The organism is Sphingorhabdus sp. 109 (assembly GCF_902506555.1).
GTDB lineage: Bacteria > Pseudomonadota > Alphaproteobacteria > Sphingomonadales > Sphingomonadaceae > Parasphingorhabdus.
The window spans coordinates 3,293,145-3,314,980 of record NZ_LR732707.1; the positions used below are offsets into that span (position 1 = coordinate 3,293,145).

The following is a 21,836-nucleotide window of genomic DNA, read 5'->3' on the forward strand; positions in this document are numbered from 1 at the left end:
CTAGATTGCCCCTACTGCTTTCCCGGCTGCTTCAAACATGCCCAGGATCTGGTCGACCTGTTCGCTCGTATGTTCCGCGCAGAGCGAGCAGCGCAGCAGGGTCATATTGGCCGGTGTCGCCGGTGGTCTGGCGAGATTGACATAGAGTCCTTCGGCGAGCAGCGCCTGCCACATCATCGCGCCTTTTTCGAGATCCGGCATGATCACCGCGATGATCGCGCTTTGCGCTTCCGGCGTGCCGAGAGTGAAGCCGAGGTCGCGCAGGCCCTGGTGGAGCTTCTTGCTATTCTCCCAGAGATGCGCGCGCTTGTTGCCACTGTGCATCAGCTTGCGGATCGAGGTGCTTGCCGTGGCCATGACGCTGGGCGGCAGGCTGGCGGTGAATACATAGGGGCGGCAAACCAAGCGCAATATTTCGGCTTTCGGATGGTTGGAGACGCAGAAGCCGCCGACCGTCCCGACGCTTTTGCTGAAGGTGCCGATGATGAAGTCGACATCGTCAATCACGCCCTGCTCTTCGCAGACACCGCGACCGTTTTCGCCGATGAAACCCATCGAATGGGCTTCGTCGACCAGCACCATGGCGCCGTTTTCCTTGCAGATACGAACCATTTCCTTGAGCGGCGCCACATCGCCGAGCATCGAATAGACGCCTTCGAGTACAACCAGCTTGCCGGCTTCGGCGGGCAGGCGTTTCAGCCGCTTTTCCAGCGCTTCGACATCATTGTGGCGGAAAGCGACAATTTCGGCATTGCCCATCGCGCAGCCGTCATAGATCGACGCATGACTGTCGATGTCGAGGATCACATAATCCCCTTTGCCCGCCAGCGTCGAGATGATCCCCAGATTGGCCTGATAGCCGGTGGAAAAGACCATAGCATGGTCCATGTCGTAAAATTCCTTGAGCGCTTCCTCGCAATCGCGATGCAGGCTGTAGGTGCCGTTGAGCACGCGGCTGCCGGTGGTGCCGGAGCCGAATTCTTCCAGCGCTTTCAGGCCGGCCTGACGAACGTCATCGTCAAAGGTCATACCCATATAATTGTAGGTGCCGAGGAGAATCGTTTCCTTGCCGTTACAGATGGCGACGGTGGGTGAGAGCACCTCTTCCATCACCAGCGAAAACGGATCCTTGACGCCCGTCGCGAGGAGATTCTCGCGCTCCTGGATGAGTGGGTCAAATTTACTGAGTAGATCGGTCATGCTTTACTTCCGTTAGTCCTGAGCCTGTCGAAGTACGAATCACCCGCTCGTGCGACCCTTGATCTAGCCCAGGGCGAACGGGTGTCCGGTTCTAGTTTTCCATCAACTTTGCGACGGCATCGGCGAGCTGGCCGACGGTCTCGATCTCGGCCTGCATGTTCATCGTGATGATGATGTCAAATTCGTCTTCGACCGCGGCAACAAAGTCCATGACCGTCAGGCTGTCCCATTCGAGATCACCCTGAAACGTGGTGCCGGGGGCCAGTTCGACGCCCTTGTTGTTAAACGGCCCGATCAGTTCGCTGACCTTGGCCATGATTTCTTCGCGATTTGCCATAATATGCTTTCAAAATTGCTATTCTCGACCTTTGCCAAGACATGCGCACCATTGGCAAGCGAATAAGGCGCAAAAGCGGCACAATGCGCGCCTTGTCTTGCCCGGACATGCGCTTTCTGCCACTCTTCTGCCTTATCGAGGTCTACAGGTTTGGGAGTATGATTATGGACGAAGGCAGCAGATGGCCGGATGAAGTTGTCTATGCGCTGGGAACCACCCAGCGCCACCATGTGCAATTGAGTGTCATGGCGGACAACAAGGCCAATATGCTGATTGGCGCGACATTTGTTGTTTTCACGCTCGCCATTGGCCAGAGCCACGCTGGCAATATATCCCTGCCGCTCCTCATTCTGGCGATTTCAGCCTTCATATCCGCTGGTCTGGCGGCGCTGGCGGTGATGCCCTCGTTCAAGCTCGAGAAAAACAACTCCCCCAATATGCTGTTTTTTGGCGGCTTTTCCAAAATTTCCGAAGAGGAGTTCGTCGAACATTTGCTGGAAACACAACTGCGCACCCAGGAATCGACCTATCGGGCGATGTTGCGTGATATCTACCAGATGGGCCAGATTCTCGAGCGGAAAAAATATCGTTTTCTGGGATGGGCCTATCGGGTATTTCTGGCGGGGCTGACGCTGACCTTCATCGCCTATATTTACGAGCAGTTCGCCGGGCCGCTTGTCTGAACCGGGTTACAGCCAGTCGTTCTGACGATACCATTTCACGGTGTCCTCGAGACCCTGGTGCGTCTCGATCCGCGCTTGCCAATACGGTCCCGGGATTCGCCTCTGCGGGTCTATCGTCCAGTCATCGTGGCAAAAATAATTCACCCGGTCCTCGGTAAGCTTGGCCCGGTCGCCGCGCAGCAGACGGTCGGCCCCGGCAGCCAGGCGGAGCAAGAATTTGGGGGTCCCGACCGTTGCAACACGCTTGTCCATTGCCCGACCGATGGCCTTGGCAAAGCCGGCCTGCGTCCAGCCGCCCGGCTTGCCGTCATCGACCTCGAATATCTTCGCGGTAAAATCTTCCTTCTCCGGTAGCAAGGCCAGCAGGGCGTGACAGAGATCTTCGACATGGATCACCGACAAACGGCCGTCGGCATCGGGCGGCAGGGTCAGGAAACCCAGTCGCGCCATTTTGAACAGATCAAGAAACTCGCCGTCGCCGGGGCCATAGACGGCGGGAGGGCGGATAATCGTCCAGTCGAGGCCGCTGGTCTGGACCAGCTTTTCCGCCTTCGCCTTGGTTTCGCCGTACATCGACAGCCGGGGCTGGGTGGCAGCCAGCGAGGAGACATGCACGAAACGCCGCGTTCCAGCCTGTTTGGCGGCCTCGATGACGGCCAGCGTGCCTGCTACATTGCCGGCCTCAAAGCCGGCTCTGTCCGGAGCGTTGACCACGCCGGCTATGTGCAGAAACATATCCGCGCCGCTGCACAAGCTAGCGAGGCTTCCCGGATCGTCCAGCGCGCCGCGTACCCAGGTGACGCCGGGGCGTTCATCCTGCTTGCGGCGGGTTAGTGCGCGGGCGCGATATCCGTTCCGGACGATCAGGTCGAGCATCCGGCTGCCCACAAAGCCGGTCGCGCCGGTGATCGCGACTGTCTTTTGAGCAATGTCGGCCATCGCGGCTAGACCAGCACCATCTGGTTGCGGTGAACCACCGCGCTTCGCGGCGCATAGCCGAGGAGAGCCTCCAGTTCCGAACTGCGGCGACCGATGATCTTGGCACAGTCGAGCGCGTTATATTCGGCCAGACCGCGAGCGATCGTCAGACCGTCTTCATCGCGGATATCGACCACGTCACTGCGTTCGAACTGGCCGTCAATTGTGATGATTCCGGCCGCCAACAGACTGTTTCCCGACCGCAGGGCTGCGATCGCACCGGCATCAATGGTAATCGATCCGGCCGAGGTCAGTCGTCCGCCCAGCCATGCCTTGCGGGCATTGGCGCCATCGCCGGCCCTGAACAGGGTCCCGACGTTGGTCAGTGCATAGCGTTCCAGCGGATGGTCGTGGCGTCCGGAAATGATCGACAGCTCGATTCCGGCTAGATTGGCGAGCTTGGCCGCTTCCAGCTTCGATATCATCCCGCCCGAACCCAGGCCGGATGAAGAACTGCCGTCTGCCATCGCCATGATCGTTTCATCAACCGCTTCGACCACGCCAATAAACTGTCCGTAAGCCTGGCTATCCTCGCGGCGGTCGTAAAGGCCGTCTATGTCGGAGAGCAGCAGCACGCGATCAGCCGATGCGGCCTGGCCGACCCGCGCGGCAAGCCGGTCATTGTCGCCGAAGCGGATTTCGTCAGTGGCGACGCTGTCATTCTCGTTGATGACCGCAACGGCGCGATGCTCCAGCAGCTTTTCCAGCGTCGCGGTGGCGTTGAGATAGCGTTTGCGATCTTCCATATCGTCCAGCGTGAGCAGCATCTGGGCGGCGGTGATCTGATGTTCGGCCAGAAGCTCCGACCACAGGCTGCTGAGTGCGATCTGGCCGACAGAAGCCGCTGCCTGTGCATCGGAAAGGCTGGAACGGCCACCTTGTTCGAGGCCGAGCCTGCGCGCGCCCAGAGCGATCGAACCGGAAGACACGATGATCAGATTGTCACCCGCCTGATGGCGTTTTGCGATATCGGCGACCAGCGTTTGAAGCCACGTCCGTCTTGGCTGTCCGTCCTCGCCGACCAGCAGGGAAGAGCCGACCTTGACGACTATCGTCTCCGGCTTGTCAACGCTCACAGCGGTGACCAGTCCTTGGCAATATCCTCTTCGCCAGAGGTGTCTGAATCCAGGCCCTTTTGCTCGATGGAGCTATTCTCGCCGACCGCTTCCAGTATTTTGTCCAGCGCAGCATCGAGGCCTTCGCCGGTGGCGCCCGATACCGGCAGAACATGTTCCGCACCGGCTGCGCGCAACTGGTCGGCAATGTCCGCCATCAGCTCGTCGTCCAGCAGATCGGCTTTGTTGAGCGCAAGTATTTGCGGTTTCTCGGCGAGGCCACCGCCATATTTTTCCAGTTCCTTGGTGACCGTCTTCCAGGCCTGCACCGGATCGTCTCCGGTCGCATCGATCAGATGGAGCAATATTTTGCACCGTTCGATATGACCGAGGAAGCGGTCGCCAATGCCAGCGCCATCCGCTGCGCCTTCGATCAGGCCGGGAATGTCGGCAAGTACGAACTCGCGGCTCTTGTGCCGGACCACACCGAGCTGGGGGTGGATGGTTGTAAAGGGATAGGCCCCGACCTTGGCGCTGGCATTGGTCACCTTGTTGATCAGAGTCGATTTGCCGGCATTGGGCAGGCCGACAAGGCCCGCGTCCGCGATCAGCTTCAGTCGCAACCAGACGGCTGCTTCCTCGCCCGGTTCGCCGGGCTGATGCTGGCGCGGGGCGCGATTGGTCGAGCTTTTGTAGCTGGCGTTGCCGCGTCCGCCGATTCCGCCTTCCAGAAAGGTGGCGCGCTGGCCTTCGCGGGTGAAGTCGAGCAGCACCAGCTCCTTGTCTTCGGACAGGATCTGGGTACCGACAGGCACTTTGATGACCAGATCATGGCCGCCCGCACCGGTCCGGTTGCGGCCGGCGCCCCCCTTGCCGCGCGGGGCTCTGAAATGCTGGGCATAGCGAAAGTCGATCAATGTGTTCAGGCCTTCGACGGCTTCGAACACGATATCGCCACCTTTGCCGCCGTTGCCGCCATCGGGGCCGCCATATTGGATATATTTTTCACGCCGGAAACTGACAGCGCCAGGCCCGCCCTGACCGGAGCTGACATAGATTTTGGCTTGATCGAGAAAATGCATGTTGGAGCATTTAGGGATTTGGTGCGGGAAAGGCTAGGCTTTGCTGCAATATAAAGACACGGGCCCTGTCCGTTGGCCGCTCCGGCAAGCTAGATGCTCAGACCGCCATCGACCGCAAAGGCGGCTCCGGTGGCGAATTTGCTTTCCTCGGAGGCAAGATAGACGATCAGATGCGCGATATCGTCGGGTTCGCCCATGTGACCGACCGGCTGGGCCAGCTGGAAGGATTCCTCGGTTTCCGCTGGATTGGGCGTTCCATCAATGACGCTGCGGACATTGGGGGTCATGATCGTGCCGGGCAGCACCGCATTGACCCGTACCCTGTTTTTCTCGCGCGCGCAGTAAAGGGCAATGGACTTTGTCAGCATCGGAATCGCGGCTTTGGCGCTGTTATAGGCAACCAGATCGGCGCTGGCGTTGATAGCTGCGGCGGAGGAAAGGTTGATGATCGACCCGCCCGTCTTGCTCATCAGCGGCAGGGCCGTCTTGCAACCGAGAAATATCGAGTCGACATCGACGGTGTAACAGCGTTTGAAATCCTCGTAGCTGACGTCCGCTATCGAACCGAAAACGGTGACCGCAGCATTGTTGACCAGAACATCAAGCCGGCCATATTTCCCCTCGACATGGGCGATGATTTCGCCCCAGCGATCCGGATTGGTAACATCCTGCTCCAGAAACTCCGCCTTGTCGCCAAGCTCCGCTGCGGTTGCGGCGCCCGCTTCGGCATTGTGATCGGTGATGATCACCCGCGCGCCCTCGTCGATGAGACGCTGTGACGCGGCCCTGCCCAGTCCCATTGCTCCGCCGGTTAGCAATATGATCTTGTCCTGCACGCGTCCCATCAGGTTTTTCCCGTCTTCATTCTGCTGCTTCCATCTGTTCCATCTGTGCGACTCGGGGATCATTGGGATAGACCCATTCCTCGCCGATCACCTGTTCTACTGCGAGATGATCCGGCACGCGGTTGAGTCCGATCATCTTGTCGCAATTTTGATGAAAGCTGTAAATGCGCGCTTCCTGATAGCTTAGCGGCACGCTCTTGAAGCCGTCGCTCTCCAGCGATTTCTGGATCATTTCACCGAATTGCGTGTCCTCGAGAATGATCGGCGACATGTCGCGGCCATTGGGCTTGCTCTCATCCGGCACGGTCCACAGATCCGGGGCCGGGCCATCACCCCAATCCATTGCCATGGTCACCAGTTCCAGCCGGGTTGTATTCAAAGAGGTCGGCCAGAAGATCAGCGGCGGAACGAAATAATTGCTCAGCGGTGACACCCAGTTGGGGAACATCGTGTAGCTTTGCGTGCAGGTGCGGCCAAATTCGCCAACGCCATCGATCTCCTGCCAGTTAGGCGGGCTGTCAATGGCGCGGACATGTTCACGGTCGGTCTGTGCGGGCGCAGGCGCGAGCATCCGGGCATGGCCGTTGGGGTAGAGCGTGTTCACATTGCGCTTGCTGTCGACCAGAGGAGAGACGGTATCCGGATGGATGAAGGGCACATGATAGACCTCCATATTGGCCTCCATCGCCACCTTCCAGTTGCACTTCAGGTCGAAACTGTGGCGCGCGGCAAGCCTGATCTTGTCAAACCGGAATTCTTTCCATTCATCCCAGACCGGCCCCAGCCATTGTTTCAGCGGCATGGCCTCTTCGTCAAAATTGACAAAGATCAGATTACCCAGCCGCTCGCACCGGACCGGGATCAGGCTGCGGCAGGACATGTCGAAATCCGGGCCGAAGTCCTGCTTTTCCGGCACGCCGACCAGAGAACCGTCGGTCTTGTAAGTCCAGTTGTGATAACCGCACATCAGCCGCGGCGTCTTGCCCTTTTCTTCGGTCACCACCGGCGCACCGCGATGGCGGCAGGTGTTGTAGAACGCCCGCACCTCGCCATCCATGCCGTGGACGATGACAAGCGGATCGCCAATCTGTTCCCATTTCATGAAGCAGCCGGGTTCGGGGACTTCATCGATATGCGCCGCGAACAGCCAGCTCTTCTTCCACAGATATTGCTGCTCGAGATCATAATATTCCTGACTCGTATAGCGGCCAGCGGGCAGGTCAGGAAGGTGGGGAAATCCCTCCGGCGGCGCGGTGCGGGAAGCCTCCCACTCCATCAGCGCTTTCATCTGGTCGATATAATTCTCGCTCATTGTCATGGCATCATCCCCTAGGCCGCGGCAATTTTGACCGGAATTGCGCTTTGCATCGCCTGTCCGGTGATTGGATCGATATCGGCATCGTCGACGATCAACCGGTTGGTCGAGCCGCCCTTGGTCATCACATCGTCCTTGCCAGCCTCGCTATCGCCGAACGCATGGCTCATTGAGATAACGCCGGGCCGAATTTTTTCGTCGGCCCTGGCGAGCCCGAATATCGAGGCATTGGGAGAGCTTATTTCGATGATCGCACCGTCTTCAATGCCGGCTGCGGCGAGATCGGCGGGATTGAAAAAGGCCGGGTTGGTTGGCATTTTTTCAACCAGCTTCGGAAAGGTGTGGCCATTGCTGTTATAGCGGTGTCTGGACCGGCGGGAGATGAGGCGGAAATCGAAGCCGCTCTCGACCGGATCATTGGCAGCATAATCGATCAGTTCGCTGGGCATGGCACCAGCAGCGAGATCGAATTTCTCCTGCGCGTCCGGATCGGCCGGACCAACGACGGGATGCAGGTCTTCATAGGTGATCGCCGCACCCTTGCGTTCCAGCGCCGCTGCATCGGCCCTGGCCTTGCTCGGTTTGAGCAGAGAGCCTTCGGAAATCAGGTCTAGGACGGTCGCCTTGTCCGGGCAGGTTTCCATCGAGACCGGGCCGCCAGGGAAATTCATTTCGATGCCCATATGCTTGGCCAGCCACCAGAGCATTTCATATTCGTCCATCGTGTCGCCGGGCGGCGGCACCATCGCCTCGGTATAATGGCCATAGGCTTCTTCGGTGAAGGCATCCGACACATTGTTGATGTCTTCGCGTTCCAGACACATGCTCGGTGCCAGGATCATGTCGGCGCGTTTGGCGCTGGCCGACATCCACGGGTCAATCTGGATGAACAGTTCGCATTCGTCGAGCGCGCGGCGGACTTTCTGCTGGTCGGGAAAGGCGATTTCGGGATTGCCGCCGATCGAGATCAGCGCCCTGACCTGACCTTCGCCTGGCGTCAGGATTTCGTCGGCCAGCACATTGCACGGCATCTCCTTGCCGAGATGACCGAGGCCCCTGATCCGTGATTTGGGGAAGCCCTCGCCAAAGGTCGGCATCTTCGGCGCGACCTGCGCCTTTCTCGGTCCGCCCATCAGCGGATTGAAGACCATCGGCGCGGAAACCCGCTCGCCCTCCTGGTTGAAGCGGGCGCAGAGAATGTTGAGCGAAGCCACGAGATATTCGGTCAGCGTGCCATTGCCGGCCATTTCCGGACCGGTGCCGGTGACGACCCGGCCCTTGTTGGCACCGGCGAACATCCGGGCGGCGGCGACCAGTTGATCCTTCTCGACCCCGGCGCGCTTCGCGGCGATATCCGGTGTCATATGTTTGACCGCCTCTTCCAGTTCTTCCACGCCGTCGACATGGGCGGCGACGAAATTCTGGTCGTAGAGCTTTTCTTCGAAAATCACGTTGAGTATGCCGGCGAGCAGGGCAGGGTCTTCGCCCGGTTTCACCGGAAGATAAATGTCCGCCAGTTTGCCCATGTCGCTGACCCGCGGATCGGCGACGATGACTTTCATGCCGCGCGCCTTTGCATCGCGCAGGCCACGTGATGGAGAGGATGTCGGCATGCCGCCGGAATAATGGGAGACGATCGGATTATTGCCGACAAACATCGCGACATCGGATTCAGTGAAGGCGTTGCCGCCACCCATCCACATGCCATAGCGAGCGGTGGTGAAAACCTTGGCCGGCTGATCGACCGTAACGCTGGTATACCAGTTGCGCGATCCGATACCCTGCGCAAAAGCATAAGAGGTGCCGAGCACGGCGCTGTTCTGAAAAGCATTGGTGCCGCAGTAGATCGCGATGCTGTGTGGTCCGTGCTCCTCGACCATTTTCTTCATTTGCTCACCGGCGAGCTTCAGCGCTTCGGCGGTCGATATGTCTTTGAAGCTGCCATCGGGCTGGCGGATCTTGCTGGTGATCATCCGGTCCGGAAGATTGTGCATATCAGGCAACTGGCGACCCTTGATGCAGGTGTAGCCGTGGAACAAATGGTCTTCTTTGTCGCCGCGGACGGATTTGACCTTATTGTCCTCCACCTCGACAATCATTGCGCAACTTGCGTGACAAAAACGACAAAAACTACGCTTGGTCTCGACAGCCATGAATCTCTCCTATTTCGGAGAAGTCTAGGCGCGGAAAAAGGCACAAGCGACTGACAAAAATGCTCGGAAAAATGCTTTCCTTTTCGCAGCAGAGTCAGATGGGTTCAGGCCGGAAACCGGGCTGACCGTCAGCCGCTGTTGCGCAATGCGGTGGCGATGGCGTTGAGAGACAGCTGGATGCCCTCCCCGATACGCGGATCATCTTCGCCGGCGCGCAGCCGTTTCATCAGTTCGATCTGCAGATGGTTGAGCGGTTCGATATAGGGCAGCCGTAACTCGATGCTGTTGAACAGCGCGGGACTTTTTGCGAGCAGATGCGGCTGATCGGTGATTTCCAGCAATATGTCGCGCGTCTGGTACCAGCTTGACCGGATGCGGCCGAAGAAAGTCTGGCCCATGTCCTGATCCTCGACCAGGCCGGCATAGCGGGCGGCAATACCCATGTCGGACTTGGCCAGCACCATCTCCATATTGGAGAGCGATGCCTGAAAAAAGGGCCAGCTCTGCGCCATATCCTTCAGTTTCGCCTTGTCGTCAAAGGCTTGAAGCGCCTGTCCGACACCATACCAGCCGGGCAGCATCACCCGGGCCTGAGCCCAGCTGAACACCCAGGGAATGGCGCGCAGATCTTCGATCTTGTCGCTCTTCGTACGGCTGGCCGGGCGCGAACCGATCTTCAGTTTGGCGATTTCCGTCAGCGGCGTCATCTGCCGGAAGAAAGTCCGGAAGCTGTCGTCACCATAGACCAGATCGCGATATTCGGTGAACGCGACTTGCGAGATTTCGTCCATGGCCGCGGCATGATCGGCCTGTACCTTATCGTCGGTCCGGTCGGGCTCGAGCGAATTGATCAGCACGGCGGAGGTCATCGCTTCAAGATTGGCTTCCGCGACATCGGTCGTACCATATTTGGCGGCGATCACTTCGCCCTGCTCGGTGATCCGAATACGGCCGGCGACAGTGCCCTTGGGCTGGGCCTTGATCGCGCCGAAGGCGGATCCGCCACCACGGCCCACGGCACCGCCGCGCCCATGGAATAGCTGCATTTTTATGCCCGCATCGGCGAAAATCGGGGTTAAAGCATCGCTCGCCTTGAACAGGCTCCAGGTCGAGGTCAGATACCCACCATCCTTGTTGCTGTCCGAATAGCCGATCATCACTTCCTGATGACCGCGGCCCTTTGCCAGAGCGTGCATTTCGGGAAGCGCGAAGAAATCGCTCATCACCTGCGGTGCATTTTCCAGATCGGCGACGGTTTCGAATAGCGGCACCGCCATGACCGGGCAGGACGGTGAATCACTGTCTTCGGTGGGTGCGTGATAGAGGCCGGTTTCCATCAACAGGACATAGACTTCCAATATATCGGAAACGCTCTCGCCGTTGCTGATATTATAATTGGTGATCACCTCGGGGCCATATTTCCGGTGCGCTTCGGCAGCCGCGCGGATGATTGATAATTCCTTCCGGGTCTCGTCGCTGTAGGTTATCCACGGGCTCGCAAGGGGACGGTTATTGGCCAGTTCAGCGCGCAGCCGCTTGACCCGCGCCGCTTCGTCCAGCGCCAGATAGTCATCTTCGACACCCGCCTGTTTCAGCAATTCGGCGACCACGCGTTCGTGAACCTTGCTGTTCTGGCGCATATCGAGGGTGGCGAGGTGGAAGCCGAACAGCTCGACCGTCCGGATCAGGCGGCCCAACGCTCCGGATGTCGCGAAGACGCCCTTGCCGGCCGATTTCAGGCCTTGCGCCAGAATGACCAGTTCCTCGCGCAATTGCTGCGGATTGTCATAGGCCTCGGCGGTAATTGTCGACGCGCGCCCCGGAACATGTCCGCACAACTTGAGGTGGGTCGCTGACAATTTGGCATAGATACCGGACAAGGCGCGGCGATAGGGCTCGTCCTTGCGGCTGAGCGAGTCATCACCACTGGCCTCGGCCAGTTCCAGCACCGCTTCGGGCACTTCGGCCAGTTCGGTGGAGATCGACAGTTCTGCACCCAATGTGTGCACGCACATCAGATAATAGCCGATGACGGTTTCGGCAGCCCGCGACAAGGCTTCCTCCATCGCGCCTGCGTCGACAAAGGGATTGCCGTCCCGGTCGCCGCCGATCCAGCTGTTGAGCTTCAGGAAACTTGGCAGCCGCGCGCCCAATGTCCGCTCCCATTTGGCATAGAGCCGGGGAAGGACGGGCAGGAACACGTCTTTCATATAGCTTTGCGAAATCTGCACTTCATCGGTGACAAACAGCCGCTCGCGGCGCAGCGGACGGGTTTGCCAGAGCAGGGCGATCTGGCGCAGGATCGCCGCGTCGAGCATATCGCCTTGCGGGGTTTCTTCCTCTCCCTCGTCCTTCATCAGCAGCAGTTCGGCAATACGGGATTTATGGTCGATGATGCTCTTGCGCCGCACCTCGGTCGGGTGGGCGGTGAGCACCGGCGCGATTAATGCGTCCTGGAGCAGTTGCAGGATCGCGTCCCGATCTACCCCCTCGCTGGCGAGCAGTTCGATCGCCTCGACCACCGTGGCGCCTTTCTCCGCTGCGACGCCCTGCCGGTCCTCGGCCAGATTGGCGAGCAGGGAAAACAGCATGAAACCACGGACAAAGGCGAGCGTCTCGTCGAGTGACAGCGCATCAAGACCGGGATCAATCGCATCCGCATCGGCGAGACCGCGATGGCGATCGACGCTGGTCGAACGAATATATTCGGTGCGCCGGTAAAGGTCTTCCCCGCCATAGGAACGAATGACGTCGCCCAGCAATTTGCCGAGATATTTGATGTCTGGATTTTGGCGGACGGTCAGGGATTCTGTCATATTGATATGCTGCACTGCACCGCCAGCAGGGTCAAGAAATACTGCGTGGTTGCGAGATTAAATTCTGGTGTTATATTGGGGTAATACACATCGGGAAAATGAGGGCGAGATGTCAGTCAAATCGCAAAGGGGGCCTGTGGCCGAAATGCCGGTGAGGCGATTTGATCCGGTGGCACTGGTCGACCTGGTCATAATTCTGGCGGTTCTGGTCGGGGTCAAACAGTCTGTTCTGTCCTTCAGCTATCTCTATGCCGGTCCTGCATCCACATTTTCGGCGATGCTGGTCGCGACCCTTTTGCTGCGGCGCCGAGGCTTGGGCTGGAAGGATCTGGGACTGCGCTGGCCCGAAAACTGGTGGAAAACTGTTGGACTGACGCTATTTTCAATGGCCCTGTTCATCGCGGCTACACAGCTGATGCAGCTTTTCGCCGACGCATTTTTCGAAGATGTCGGCACCAGTGGCCGGTTTGACCATATCGAGGGCAATCTGGCGGCTTATATCGGGATCATGCTGCTGGTCTGGACCCACGGATCCTTTTTCGAGGAGCTGTTGTTTCGCGCCTTTGTCATCGACCGGACCAGCAAAGCCTTCGGCGGAAGCGGGAAGGCAGAGATCGGAGCGGCCCTGTTTTCCTCGATTTTCTTCGGCTACCGGCACTATTATTATCAGGGTATGCATGGTGCCCTGATCACCGGAGCCGGGGGGTTTGCCTTTGCAATGCTTTATCTCTGGTTCGGCCGCAAGAATATCATGCCGCTGATTTTTGCGCACGGCATATTCAACAGTCTGGGACAGACGTTTCGTTTTCTCGGAATCCGCGACTGAGCAAATTTGCCTGACCTCCACAGGGCGCTGGAGGATATGGTACGGCTGCCGCCCGCGGGAGGCCGGGCAATTCATTAACGAGTTCCTGCTAACGCGCCTGATCAAGGAGATTTTTCCATGGCAAGAATTATTTATGCCGAAGACGATGAAATGGTTGCCGAGATCGTCCGTGATACGCTGATAGATGCAGGGCATGCCATTGGCGTGATCGGTGACGGCCTGACGGCACTGAAAGTAGCCAAGGCGAAAAACCCCGATCTGATCATATTGGATTGCAGCATGCCGGGAATGGGCGGGGTTGAAGTGGTTCGCCGCATTCGCAACCATCATGAACTATTCGCGACGCCGGTATTGATGTTGACCGGAAGGTCGTCTGCGGCCGATGAACGGATCGCGCGGGAAGCCGGCGCCACAGATTATCTGAAAAAGCCCTTTGACCCCGACGAGCTTGTGGTGACTGTCGAAACGATGCTGGACAATGTCGAGAAACGCAAAGCCACGCAAAAACTGCCGATGCGCTACGTCTGATTCCCGATCACCGGATTTGGAATGACTTAGCTTTCCAGCTCGATATCCCAATATAGCCAGTCATGCCAGGTGTCGTGGAGAAAATTTGGCGGGAAGGCCCGGCCATGTTCCTGCAAATGCCAGCTGGTCGGCTTGATCGGTTGATTGGCGAGCTGCATATGCGCTTCCTTGGGTGTCCGGCCGCCTTTCTTGAGATTGCAGGGCAGGCAGGCGGTGGTCACATTTTCCCAAGTCGTGCGGCCTTTCTGGCGGCGCGGGATGACATGGTCAAAGGTCAGATTGTCGGGTGATCCGCAATATTGGCATTCGAACTTGTCGCGCAGGAACAGGTTGAAACGCGTGAAGGCTGGATATTCGGACGGCTTGATATATTTCTTCAGGGCAATCACCGACGGGATTTTCATGTCGAGATTGGGGCTGTGTACTTCGCGCTCATAGCTGGAAACGATGTCGACGCGGTCGAGAAACACCGCCTTGATTGCTGTTTGCCAGGACCACAGGCTGAGCGGATAATAGGACAGCGGCGTATAGTCTGCATTAAGGACAAGCGAGGGGCAGCTTTCCGGATGCCTCAGCAGGTCGGGGTGGTACATGCGTGTCTGTCTCCCTTGTCCTTTACTGTCTGCTCTTTATGCCTAAGAACGTGACATGACTATTACACAGAGAACATTATCCGGCTCATGACGTCAAGTGGGCAATTGAATCGACATATTGTGGTGCGTTTTGCCCCCAGTCCCAACGGGTTGTTGCATTTGGGTCACGCCTATGCAGCGATGGTGGCGCATGATTTCGCCCGAAAGCGCGCGGGCCGGTTCCTGCTGCGGATCGAGGATATCGACAGCGGCCGCAGCCGTTCGGAATTTGTCGAGGCGATAGAGAATGACCTGCGCTGGCTAGGCCTGGACTGGGACGGGGATGTGATTTTCCAGTCCGAACGGCTTGCCAGCTATGCGGCCGCAGCCGACCGGCTGAAGGCGATGGGATTGTTATATCCCTGCTTCTGCACCCGGTCGGATATGCGGCAATTATGGGAACAAGGGGGGCGGCCTGAAGGGCCTGATGGTCCGGTTTATGCGGGAACATGCCGTCATCTGGACCCGCAAGTGGCAAGCAAGCGAGCGGCTCAGGAGCCGCATAGCTGGCGACTTGACGTCGCAAAGGCCGCGGCGATCACCGGCCCGTTGCGCTGGATCGACGAGCGGCAAGGCGAGCGCTTGACCCAACCCGAGCGACTTGGCGACGTTATTCTGCTGCCCAAGGATATGCCGGTTGCCTACCATCTCGCTGTAACGCTCGATGATGCCCGGGACGGGATCAGCCATGTCGTGCGCGGCGAAGACCTGTTCGCCGCTACCGACATCCACCGCCTGCTGCAGGCATTGCTGGCCTTGCCCACCCCTATCTATTTTCACCATCGGCTGCTGCTCGATGACAAGGGGGAAAAGCTGTCGAAAAGCCGCGGTTCTGCCTCTTTGTCCGTATTGCGGGCCGCTGGTGAAGACGGCTATCGACTGGTACAGAATCTCAGGGCGGGAATCTTCCCTGTTGGAATATCCCTCTCGCAGGCTTAAGGTGAAATTATGAGCTATATTTTGATATTGATGATCATCGCAGCGGCTGGCGCTGTTGTTTATGCACTTGTGCGCGGGCTGATCGCCTTCGCCAATATGGAGCCAGGCGATGTAGATGCCGAAGGCATTACCGCTTCGCACAAGAAGCAGAATGAAATGATGTTTGCGCGCGTCAAATATCAGGCGATCGCGATCATTCTGGTGGTGATATTGCTGGCAGTGGCGGGTGGCCAGAGCTAGGCCGCTTCCCCGATGGTAAAGCTAAACAAAATCTATACGCGCACCGGTGATGACGGGACGACCGGTCTGGTCGACGGATCGCGCATTGCCAAAAATGATCAGCGAATGGCGGCGATTGGCGATGTGGACGAATTGAACAGTGTGCTCGGTGTGGCGATTTGCGAAATCGCCGATGACACGCTGGTCCAGACCTTGCGCGTTATCCAGAACGACCTGTTCGATCTGGGTGCGGACCTGGCAACGCCGGCCGCTGAAGGCGATGATTTTACGCCGTCGGAAATGGTTCTGAGAGTGGTCCCTTCACAAGTGGAGCGGCTGGAAAAAGCCATTGATGCCGCCACGGCCGAGTTAGACCCGCTGACCAGCTTCATCTTGCCCGGCGGAACGAAAGCCGCCGCAGCCATCCATCTGGTGCGCGCCGTGGCCCGGCGGACCGAGCGGACCTGTGTTGCCGCGGGCAGGGCGACGTCGATCAACCCGCAGGCGCTGGCCTATATCAATCGTCTTTCGGACTATATGTTCGTAGTCGGACGCGCGCTGAACCGGGGTGGCAAGGACGACATTCTATGGGTTCCGGGGGCCTCGCGTTAGGACGCTAAAGTGCCCTGCAACGCAGATATATGCAACCAGTCGGAGTGTATATGCGTAGTTGACCTAATCATTGTTCGCGCTATGTTCCGAAGACAATAAGAGCCGCTACCGGAGTAGGATTGATCGCCAGCCAACCACATCGCCCGATTTCGCACGCGGCCGACGCACATAGTGATTCCCGGGCAGGTGAGCTGCTGGCCCGCTACCGCGATGTGAGACATTATTCGGTTGGTTTGGCCGATGGGCTGAGCGATGCCGATGCGACCGCACAATCGATGGACGACGCCTCTCCGGCAAAATGGCACCTGGCCCATGTCAGCTGGTTTTTTGAAACTTTCCTGCTGCGTGATCACGTCGCCGGCTATCACCTGTTCGACGATGCTTATTCCTATCTGTTCAACAGCTATTATGAAGCCGAAGGTGCCCGTCACGCACGATCGGAACGGGGCTTGCTAACCCGCCCTTCGCTCGCGGAGGTCATGGCCTATCGTCGTCATGTCGACACGGCAATGGAGGGGGCGATGGACGGCTTCTCCGCAGAATTGCTCGATCTGGTCGAGCTTGGCCTGAACCACGAACAGCAGCATCAGGAATTGTTGCTGACCGATATCCTCCATCTCTTTTCCCGCAATCCGCTAAAGCCCGCCTATTCCTGCGCGGATCCCGTTGAGGCCGCAGAGCCCGGACCTCTGGAATGGATCGAAGGCAGAACGGGTGTACAGCCAATCGGTCATGACGGACCCGGTTTTGCCTTTGATTGCGAAGGACCGAGACACGAGACATTGCTTCATCCTCACGCGATTGCCAGCCGCCCGGTGACCAATGGTGAATGGCTCGCGTTTATCGAGGATGGCGGCTATCGGGAGGCCAGCCACTGGTTGTCGGACGGCTGGGCCTGGGTACAGCAGCACGGCATTGAAGCCCCGCTGTACTGGAGCCGGGAACCGGACAAGACATGGTCCGCGTTCGGACTGGGCGGCCACCATGGGCTCGACCTGTCCGCCACGGTACAACATATCAGCCATTATGAAGCGGATGCCTATGCCACCTGGGCCGGCGCCCGCTTGCCCACTGAAGCCGAATGGGAAGTGGCGGCCAATCATGGCCTTCCGCACAATGGCGCGGTGTGGGAATGGACCGGCAGCGCCTATCTGCCCTATCCGGGGTTCCGGCCGGCCGACGGGGCGGTCGGTGAATATAATGGCAAGTTCATGTCGGGCCAGGCTGTCCTGAAGGGTGGCAGTATCGCGACTCCGCCTGGCCATGTCCGGCCCAGCTACCGGAATTTCTTCTATCCCCACCAGCGCTGGCAATTCTGCGGATTGCGGCTAGCCAAAGACCTTTGACGTTAAGGACGCCCTCATGGACATGACCACCTCTCTTGTCGACCATACGTTTCGCAAGGACGTCCGGCGCTGTTTTGAAAACCGCACCTATGCGATCCCGGCGCGCTGGCTTTACGACCGGCGCGGTTCGGAATTGTTTGAAGAGATTACCGAGCTGCCCGAATATTATCCGACGCGGACCGAGACGAAATTGCTCAGGGACAACGGAGCGGCTTTTGCTGCATCGACGGGCACCGGCCGGGCGGTAATCGAATTCGGTTCGGGGAGTTCGGTCAAGACCCCGAATCTGCTGAAAGCGATTGACCCCGCGGCCTATGTGCCGATCGATATCTCCGGCGAGTTTCTGGAACATAGCGCTTCGCTGCTTCAGGAAGAATTCCCGGAATTGCCGATATATCCGGTCGAGGCCGATTTCATGAACCGGGTGGCGCTGCCGGAGGCCATGGCCGACATGCCGAAGCTCGGTTTCTTTCCCGGCTCGACGATCGGCAATATGATCGCCCGGACTTCGGTCGACCTGCTGCGCTTCATGCGGGAAACGCTGGGTGAGGGCGCGCAGCTCTTGATCGGTTTTGACCGGATCAAGGATGTCCAGACGCTGATCGACGCCTATGATGATGCGGCCGGCGTGACGGCACAATTTTCGCTCAATCTGCTGCACCGGATCAACCGCGAGCTGGCAGCAGATATTCCGGTTGACCGGTTCCGTCACAAGGCGGTCTGGAACGATTTATATGCGCGGATCGAAATCTATCTGGAAGCCCAGGACGATGTGCAATTTTCAATCGACGGGCATAGCCATGCAATGGCCGGAGGACAGAAAATCCATATCGAGAATAGCCATAAATACGGCTTGCGCGACGCCCGGCTGATGTTGCGGGCCGGCGGCTGGACGCCCTTGCGCGAATGGAGCGACGAGCTGGACTATTTTACGCTCATGCTGGTGGAAGCCCATCCGCTCAAGCACGCGCCCTAGGATTATTCGGCAGGCGCAGTGGTCACTTCGAGAATGCGGTAGTTTGCGCGCCAAATCGAAATCCATTCATAGGCACCGCGGCATTCCGGCATTGCGCTGGCATCGGTCAGCCGGAACATGTCTCCGTCCCAGATATAATTCTCAGCGCTGCCGCAATCGCCGAGCCCGCGGCCCTTGCCATAGCTGCTGAGCTTCCGCTCCCGCTCATCCCAGCTCGCATTGACCAGCAACGGGTCGGTACCTTCGCCGCCCCAGCTGGGCTGACGGTCAAATCGGGCGGGCGCGAACGTCCAGCCGCTGGTCGCGCGGGGATTTGCGACATATTCCCCGATAAAGGGCGCGCTGGAGAAATTATAGGCGCCCGAGCCGCAGGAAATCAGCACCAGCGCCCGGAATCGGTTGCCGCGTTTGCCCAGCGGAAAGACCTGGTCCTCCACCAGCCCGTAGCGCTCGTCCTTGCATCTGGACTTTTCGACCAGCGCCACGATATCGCCGGTTTCCGGGGCCAGTTTGGAATCGTCCCAACGGTCGACCGTGATGGTCGGAATTTCGCTATCCGCGGGCTGATATTCTCGCGGTCCCCTGGCGACCAGAGCGGTTGCGGTTCCGGCGCGCTGCTGCTTTTCGTCGATATAGCGCAAGGCGGCCGAAGAACCGGCCAGCGAAATTTGCGTGATATTCTCGCCCTGGGGCCCCTGGATGACGAGATTTCTTCCGTTGATAATAGCCTTCGCCACCTTTTCGGCATCCGTGCCGACAATCTCTATCGGATAATCGCCTTGCACAATCGGCCCGGTGTCGACCAGCTTGCCATCGATATTCATCCGGTAACGGTCCATCTCCCGGGCAGGAAACAGGACGCGGATCCTGAAAATATCATCTTTGCCGGCGGTCCTGACGATCGAAACCGGTCCGTCCCAGCCGTCAAATCCGGATCCGCCGTCGTCCGGAACCAGCGAAACAGCCTGGCAGTTTCCGCCATTGTCGCAGCCGACAGCCCAGTCCCGGAAAGTCCGGATCCCTCCGGGTTGCGCCGCCGGCTGGGCGGTCGCGGCGGTGATGGTGGCAAATATTCCGACAATGAAACTGATAGGGGACATAATTGCAATCTAGCCAGTTTGGCCGACAATCGCTAGTGGCTTGTGCAAACACATCGAACAGCATGAAGGGCATGATATGAAAGCAATCGGTATTATCGGATCGGGACAAATGGGCGCCGGCATCGCGCAGGTTTCTGCTCAGGCGGGCTATCACGTCTATCTTTCCGATGTCAGCATGGAAATCGCCGAACGCAGCAGGGCGGGTATCGCCAAGCAGTTGTCGCGACTGGTCGAAAAGGACAAGATTGATCAGCAGGCCGCCGAAACCGCACTCGGCCGAATCGAGCCGATCGTCCAGCTTGACCCGATGGCCAATGCCGACATCATCATCGAAGCCGCCACCGAGCGTGAAGACGTCAAGCGCCAGATTTTTGCCGCAGCATCCGAAGTGCTGGGTCACCAGGCGATTTTGGCGAGCAATACCTCATCGATTTCGATCACCCGGCTGGCGCAGTCGGTGAAAGACCCGTCGCGCTTTGTCGGTGTGCATTTTTTCAATCCGGTGCCGCTGATGGGGCTGGTCGAAGTCATCCGCGGGCTCGCAACCAGTGACCAGACCGCGGCCATGGCCAGCGATTTCGCCAAAGCTGTCGGCAAAACTCCGGTGATGGCGAAAGATTCGCCCTGTTTCGTCGTCAACCGCATCCTCCTGCCGATGCTCAACGAGGCCTTTTTCGCGCTCGGCGAAGGCACGGCGTCGATGGAAGATATCGACCGCGGCGTGCAGCTTGGCCTCGGCCATCCGATGGGGCCGATCACCCTGGCCGATCTGATCGGGCTGGACACCTTGCTGGAAATCCTGCGCGTGCTGCAGAACGACTTCGGCGACCCGAAATATCGCCCCGCGCCAATCCTGACCAAATATGTCGAAGCCGGCTGGCTGGGCCGCAAGACGGGCAAGGGCTTTTACGACTATTCGGGCGAAGTGCCGGTTCCGACGATGTGAGTCGATTGCTTTCTATTCCGGCATGTCGGAATAGAGCTGTCGAGCCTGCGTCTGGCGACAGGCTCGGGATACACGAACAGGAAGAAGTTGGTTTATATGAATGATATGATCAGAGACTTCACAATCGATATCCCGAAGACGGCACTGGACGATCTCGATATAAGGTTGCGGCATGTGCGCTGGCCCGATCCGGAGCCGGTGGATGACTGGTCGCAAGGCATCCCGCTCGACTATGTGAAAACCATCGTCGAACATTGGCGGACCAGCTACGACTGGCGGCGCTGCGAGCAGGAACTCAATCAATACCCGCATCACCTGACCGAAATGGACGGCGTCGATATCCACTTCATGCATATCCGCTCGCCAGAGCCGGATGCGCGGCCCCTGCTGATGACACATGGTTGGCCCGGCTCGATCGTCGAGTTCATGGACGTGATCGGTCCCCTGACCGATCCGGTGGCACATGGCGGGGAGGCGAAAGATGCCTATCATCTGGTGCTGCCGTCGCTGCCCGGATATGGTTTTTCCGGCAAGCCGACCACGACCGGATGGGGCTTGGAGAAAATCGCAAAAGCGTGGGACACGCTGATGACGCGGCTCGGCTATGACCGCTATTTCGCGCAGGGCGGCGACTGGGGCGGTATGGTGACCTCGGTGATCGGCGCACAAAATCTCGGCCATTGTGCCGGCGTGCATGTCAATCTCGTGGTCGTCGGACCACCGTCGGACGAGATGATGGCCAGCCTGACCCCCGAAGAGCAGGCGTCACTGGCCCATTTCGCGGTCTATCAGGAGCAGGGGGCTGGCTATGCGGAAATCCAGCGGACCCGGCCGCAGACCCTGGGCTATGGTCTGGCTGATTCTCCGGTCGGGCAAATGGCCTGGATCATGGAGAAATTCCAGGGCTGGGCAGAGGATGCCAAGGCGCCGGACGAGAATTTCGACTGCGACCGCCTGCTCGACAATGTGATGATCTACTGGCTCAACAATGCCGGTGCTTCCTCGGCGCGCCTGTACCGCGAAAGCTTCGGCGCGCCCAATGTCGATCCGGTCACTGTTCCCTCGGGGTGCAGCATCTTCCCGCACGAAATCATCACCCCTTCGCGCCGCTGGGCAGAGCAACGGTTCCAGAACTTGCACTATTGGGGAGAGCCTGAACAGGGCGGCCATTTCGCGGCGATGGAAGTGCCGGAACTGTTCGTGCAGGAAGTGCGCGGCTGTTTTGCCGGGATGGAGCTCTAGCGGCAC

General features: G+C 58.8%; 21 protein-coding genes. 10 read left to right on the forward strand and 11 right to left on the reverse strand.

Translation table 11 applies throughout. The features are described 5' to 3' along the window. Both spt and BOSE62_RS15765 read right to left on the reverse strand, forming a co-directional pair. Positions 1 to 1,200: a serine palmitoyltransferase gene (gene spt / locus BOSE62_RS15760; RefSeq protein WP_159647683.1), complete on the reverse strand. Its 1,200-nt coding sequence runs from the start codon at positions 1,198 to 1,200 to the stop codon at positions 1 to 3. Positions 1,201 to 1,291: 91 nt separating this feature from the next. Next, positions 1,292 to 1,537, reverse strand: a complete 246-nt coding sequence (locus BOSE62_RS15765; RefSeq protein WP_159647684.1) for an acyl carrier protein — start codon at positions 1,535 to 1,537, stop codon at positions 1,292 to 1,294. A 164-nt stretch (positions 1,538 to 1,701) separates the two neighbouring features. Between BOSE62_RS15765 and BOSE62_RS15770 the strand changes: the two genes are divergently transcribed. Beyond that, positions 1,702 to 2,220: a Pycsar system effector family protein gene (locus tag BOSE62_RS15770; protein WP_236554079.1), complete on the forward strand. Its 519-nt coding sequence runs from the start codon at positions 1,702 to 1,704 to the stop codon at positions 2,218 to 2,220. Between the two features lie 6 nt (positions 2,221 to 2,226). Here BOSE62_RS15770 and BOSE62_RS15775 read toward each other — a convergent pair whose 3' ends face one another. From BOSE62_RS15775 to ppc, 7 genes are all read right to left on the reverse strand, one after another. After that, on the reverse strand, positions 2,227 to 3,159 hold the full coding sequence (locus tag BOSE62_RS15775; protein WP_159647686.1) for an NAD-dependent epimerase/dehydratase family protein: 933 nt from the start codon (positions 3,157 to 3,159) through the stop codon (positions 2,227 to 2,229). Positions 3,160 to 3,164: 5 nt separating this feature from the next. After that, complete coding sequence (gene proB / locus BOSE62_RS15780) at positions 3,165 to 4,274, reverse strand: glutamate 5-kinase (RefSeq protein WP_236554080.1); 1,110 nt, start codon at positions 4,272 to 4,274, stop codon at positions 3,165 to 3,167. Then, positions 4,271 to 5,335: a GTPase ObgE gene (gene obgE / locus BOSE62_RS15785; protein ID WP_159647687.1), complete on the reverse strand. Its 1,065-nt coding sequence runs from the start codon at positions 5,333 to 5,335 to the stop codon at positions 4,271 to 4,273. Before obgE ends, proB begins: the two co-directional genes overlap by 4 nt. Before the next feature lie 89 nt (positions 5,336 to 5,424). Beyond that, on the reverse strand, positions 5,425 to 6,180 hold the full coding sequence (locus tag BOSE62_RS15790) for a glucose 1-dehydrogenase (protein ID WP_159647688.1): 756 nt from the start codon (positions 6,178 to 6,180) through the stop codon (positions 5,425 to 5,427). Positions 6,181 to 6,196: 16 nt separating this feature from the next. Further along, entirely contained in the window at positions 6,197 to 7,498 is a 1,302-nt protein-coding gene (locus tag BOSE62_RS15795; RefSeq protein ID WP_236554082.1) for an aromatic ring-hydroxylating oxygenase subunit alpha, read from the reverse strand. A gap of 11 nt (positions 7,499 to 7,509) precedes the next feature. Then, positions 7,510 to 9,648, reverse strand: coding sequence for a molybdopterin-containing oxidoreductase family protein (locus BOSE62_RS15800; RefSeq protein WP_159647689.1), 2,139 nt, complete (start codon positions 9,646 to 9,648; stop codon positions 7,510 to 7,512). Between the two features lie 128 nt (positions 9,649 to 9,776). Further along, the gene (gene ppc / locus BOSE62_RS15805) at positions 9,777 to 12,464 is read right to left on the reverse strand and encodes a phosphoenolpyruvate carboxylase (protein WP_159647690.1); all 2,688 of its coding nucleotides are present in this window, start codon (positions 12,462 to 12,464) and stop codon (positions 9,777 to 9,779) included. A 109-nt stretch (positions 12,465 to 12,573) separates the two neighbouring features. On the opposite strand from ppc, the gene BOSE62_RS15810 reads away from it, so the two are divergent. Together BOSE62_RS15810 and BOSE62_RS15815 are read left to right on the forward strand one after the other, a co-directional pair. Further along, positions 12,574 to 13,290 (forward strand): CPBP family intramembrane glutamic endopeptidase, encoded by a 717-nt coding sequence (locus tag BOSE62_RS15810; protein ID WP_159647691.1) that lies wholly within the window; start codon positions 12,574 to 12,576, stop codon positions 13,288 to 13,290. 117 nt (positions 13,291 to 13,407) lie between these two features. Further along, complete coding sequence (locus BOSE62_RS15815) at positions 13,408 to 13,818, forward strand: response regulator transcription factor (RefSeq protein WP_159647692.1); 411 nt, start codon at positions 13,408 to 13,410, stop codon at positions 13,816 to 13,818. A gap of 26 nt (positions 13,819 to 13,844) precedes the next feature. Here the strand turns inward: BOSE62_RS15815 and BOSE62_RS15820 are convergent, their stop codons facing one another. After that, positions 13,845 to 14,411: an HNH endonuclease gene (locus BOSE62_RS15820; protein WP_159647693.1), complete on the reverse strand. Its 567-nt coding sequence runs from the start codon at positions 14,409 to 14,411 to the stop codon at positions 13,845 to 13,847. Positions 14,412 to 14,498: 87 nt separating this feature from the next. On the opposite strand from BOSE62_RS15820, the gene gluQRS reads away from it, so the two are divergent. The 5 genes from gluQRS to egtD all read left to right on the forward strand — a co-directional run bounded on the left by gluQRS (position 14,499) and on the right by egtD (position 18,542). After that, entirely contained in the window at positions 14,499 to 15,389 is an 891-nt protein-coding gene (gene gluQRS / locus BOSE62_RS15825) for a tRNA glutamyl-Q(34) synthetase GluQRS (RefSeq protein ID WP_159647694.1), read from the forward strand. A 9-nt stretch (positions 15,390 to 15,398) separates the two neighbouring features. Next, entirely contained in the window at positions 15,399 to 15,629 is a 231-nt protein-coding gene (locus BOSE62_RS15830; protein WP_159647695.1) for an HIG1 domain-containing protein, read from the forward strand. Positions 15,630 to 15,641: 12 nt separating this feature from the next. Continuing rightward, positions 15,642 to 16,220 carry a cob(I)yrinic acid a,c-diamide adenosyltransferase gene (locus BOSE62_RS15835; protein WP_159647696.1) on the forward strand — a complete coding sequence of 193 codons (579 nt, stop codon included), beginning with the start codon at positions 15,642 to 15,644 and terminating at the stop codon, positions 16,218 to 16,220. A 146-nt stretch (positions 16,221 to 16,366) separates the two neighbouring features. Continuing rightward, entirely contained in the window at positions 16,367 to 17,566 is a 1,200-nt protein-coding gene (egtB, locus tag BOSE62_RS15840; RefSeq protein WP_159648091.1) for an ergothioneine biosynthesis protein EgtB, read from the forward strand. Between the two features lie 16 nt (positions 17,567 to 17,582). Then, positions 17,583 to 18,542, forward strand: coding sequence for an L-histidine N(alpha)-methyltransferase (egtD, locus tag BOSE62_RS15845; protein WP_159647697.1), 960 nt, complete (start codon positions 17,583 to 17,585; stop codon positions 18,540 to 18,542). A 2-nt stretch (positions 18,543 to 18,544) separates the two neighbouring features. Here egtD and BOSE62_RS15850 read toward each other — a convergent pair whose 3' ends face one another. Further along, entirely contained in the window at positions 18,545 to 19,642 is a 1,098-nt protein-coding gene (locus tag BOSE62_RS15850; protein WP_159647698.1) for a DUF1176 domain-containing protein, read from the reverse strand. 76 nt (positions 19,643 to 19,718) lie between these two features. Here BOSE62_RS15850 and BOSE62_RS15855 point away from each other — a divergent pair, with 76 nt between their 5' ends. Next, positions 19,719 to 20,588 carry a 3-hydroxyacyl-CoA dehydrogenase family protein gene (locus BOSE62_RS15855; protein WP_159647699.1) on the forward strand — a complete coding sequence of 290 codons (870 nt, stop codon included), beginning with the start codon at positions 19,719 to 19,721 and terminating at the stop codon, positions 20,586 to 20,588. A 96-nt stretch (positions 20,589 to 20,684) separates the two neighbouring features. Then, positions 20,685 to 21,830 carry an epoxide hydrolase family protein gene (locus BOSE62_RS15860; RefSeq protein ID WP_159647700.1) on the forward strand — a complete coding sequence of 382 codons (1,146 nt, stop codon included), beginning with the start codon at positions 20,685 to 20,687 and terminating at the stop codon, positions 21,828 to 21,830. The last annotated feature ends 6 nt before the right edge of the window (positions 21,831 to 21,836 follow it).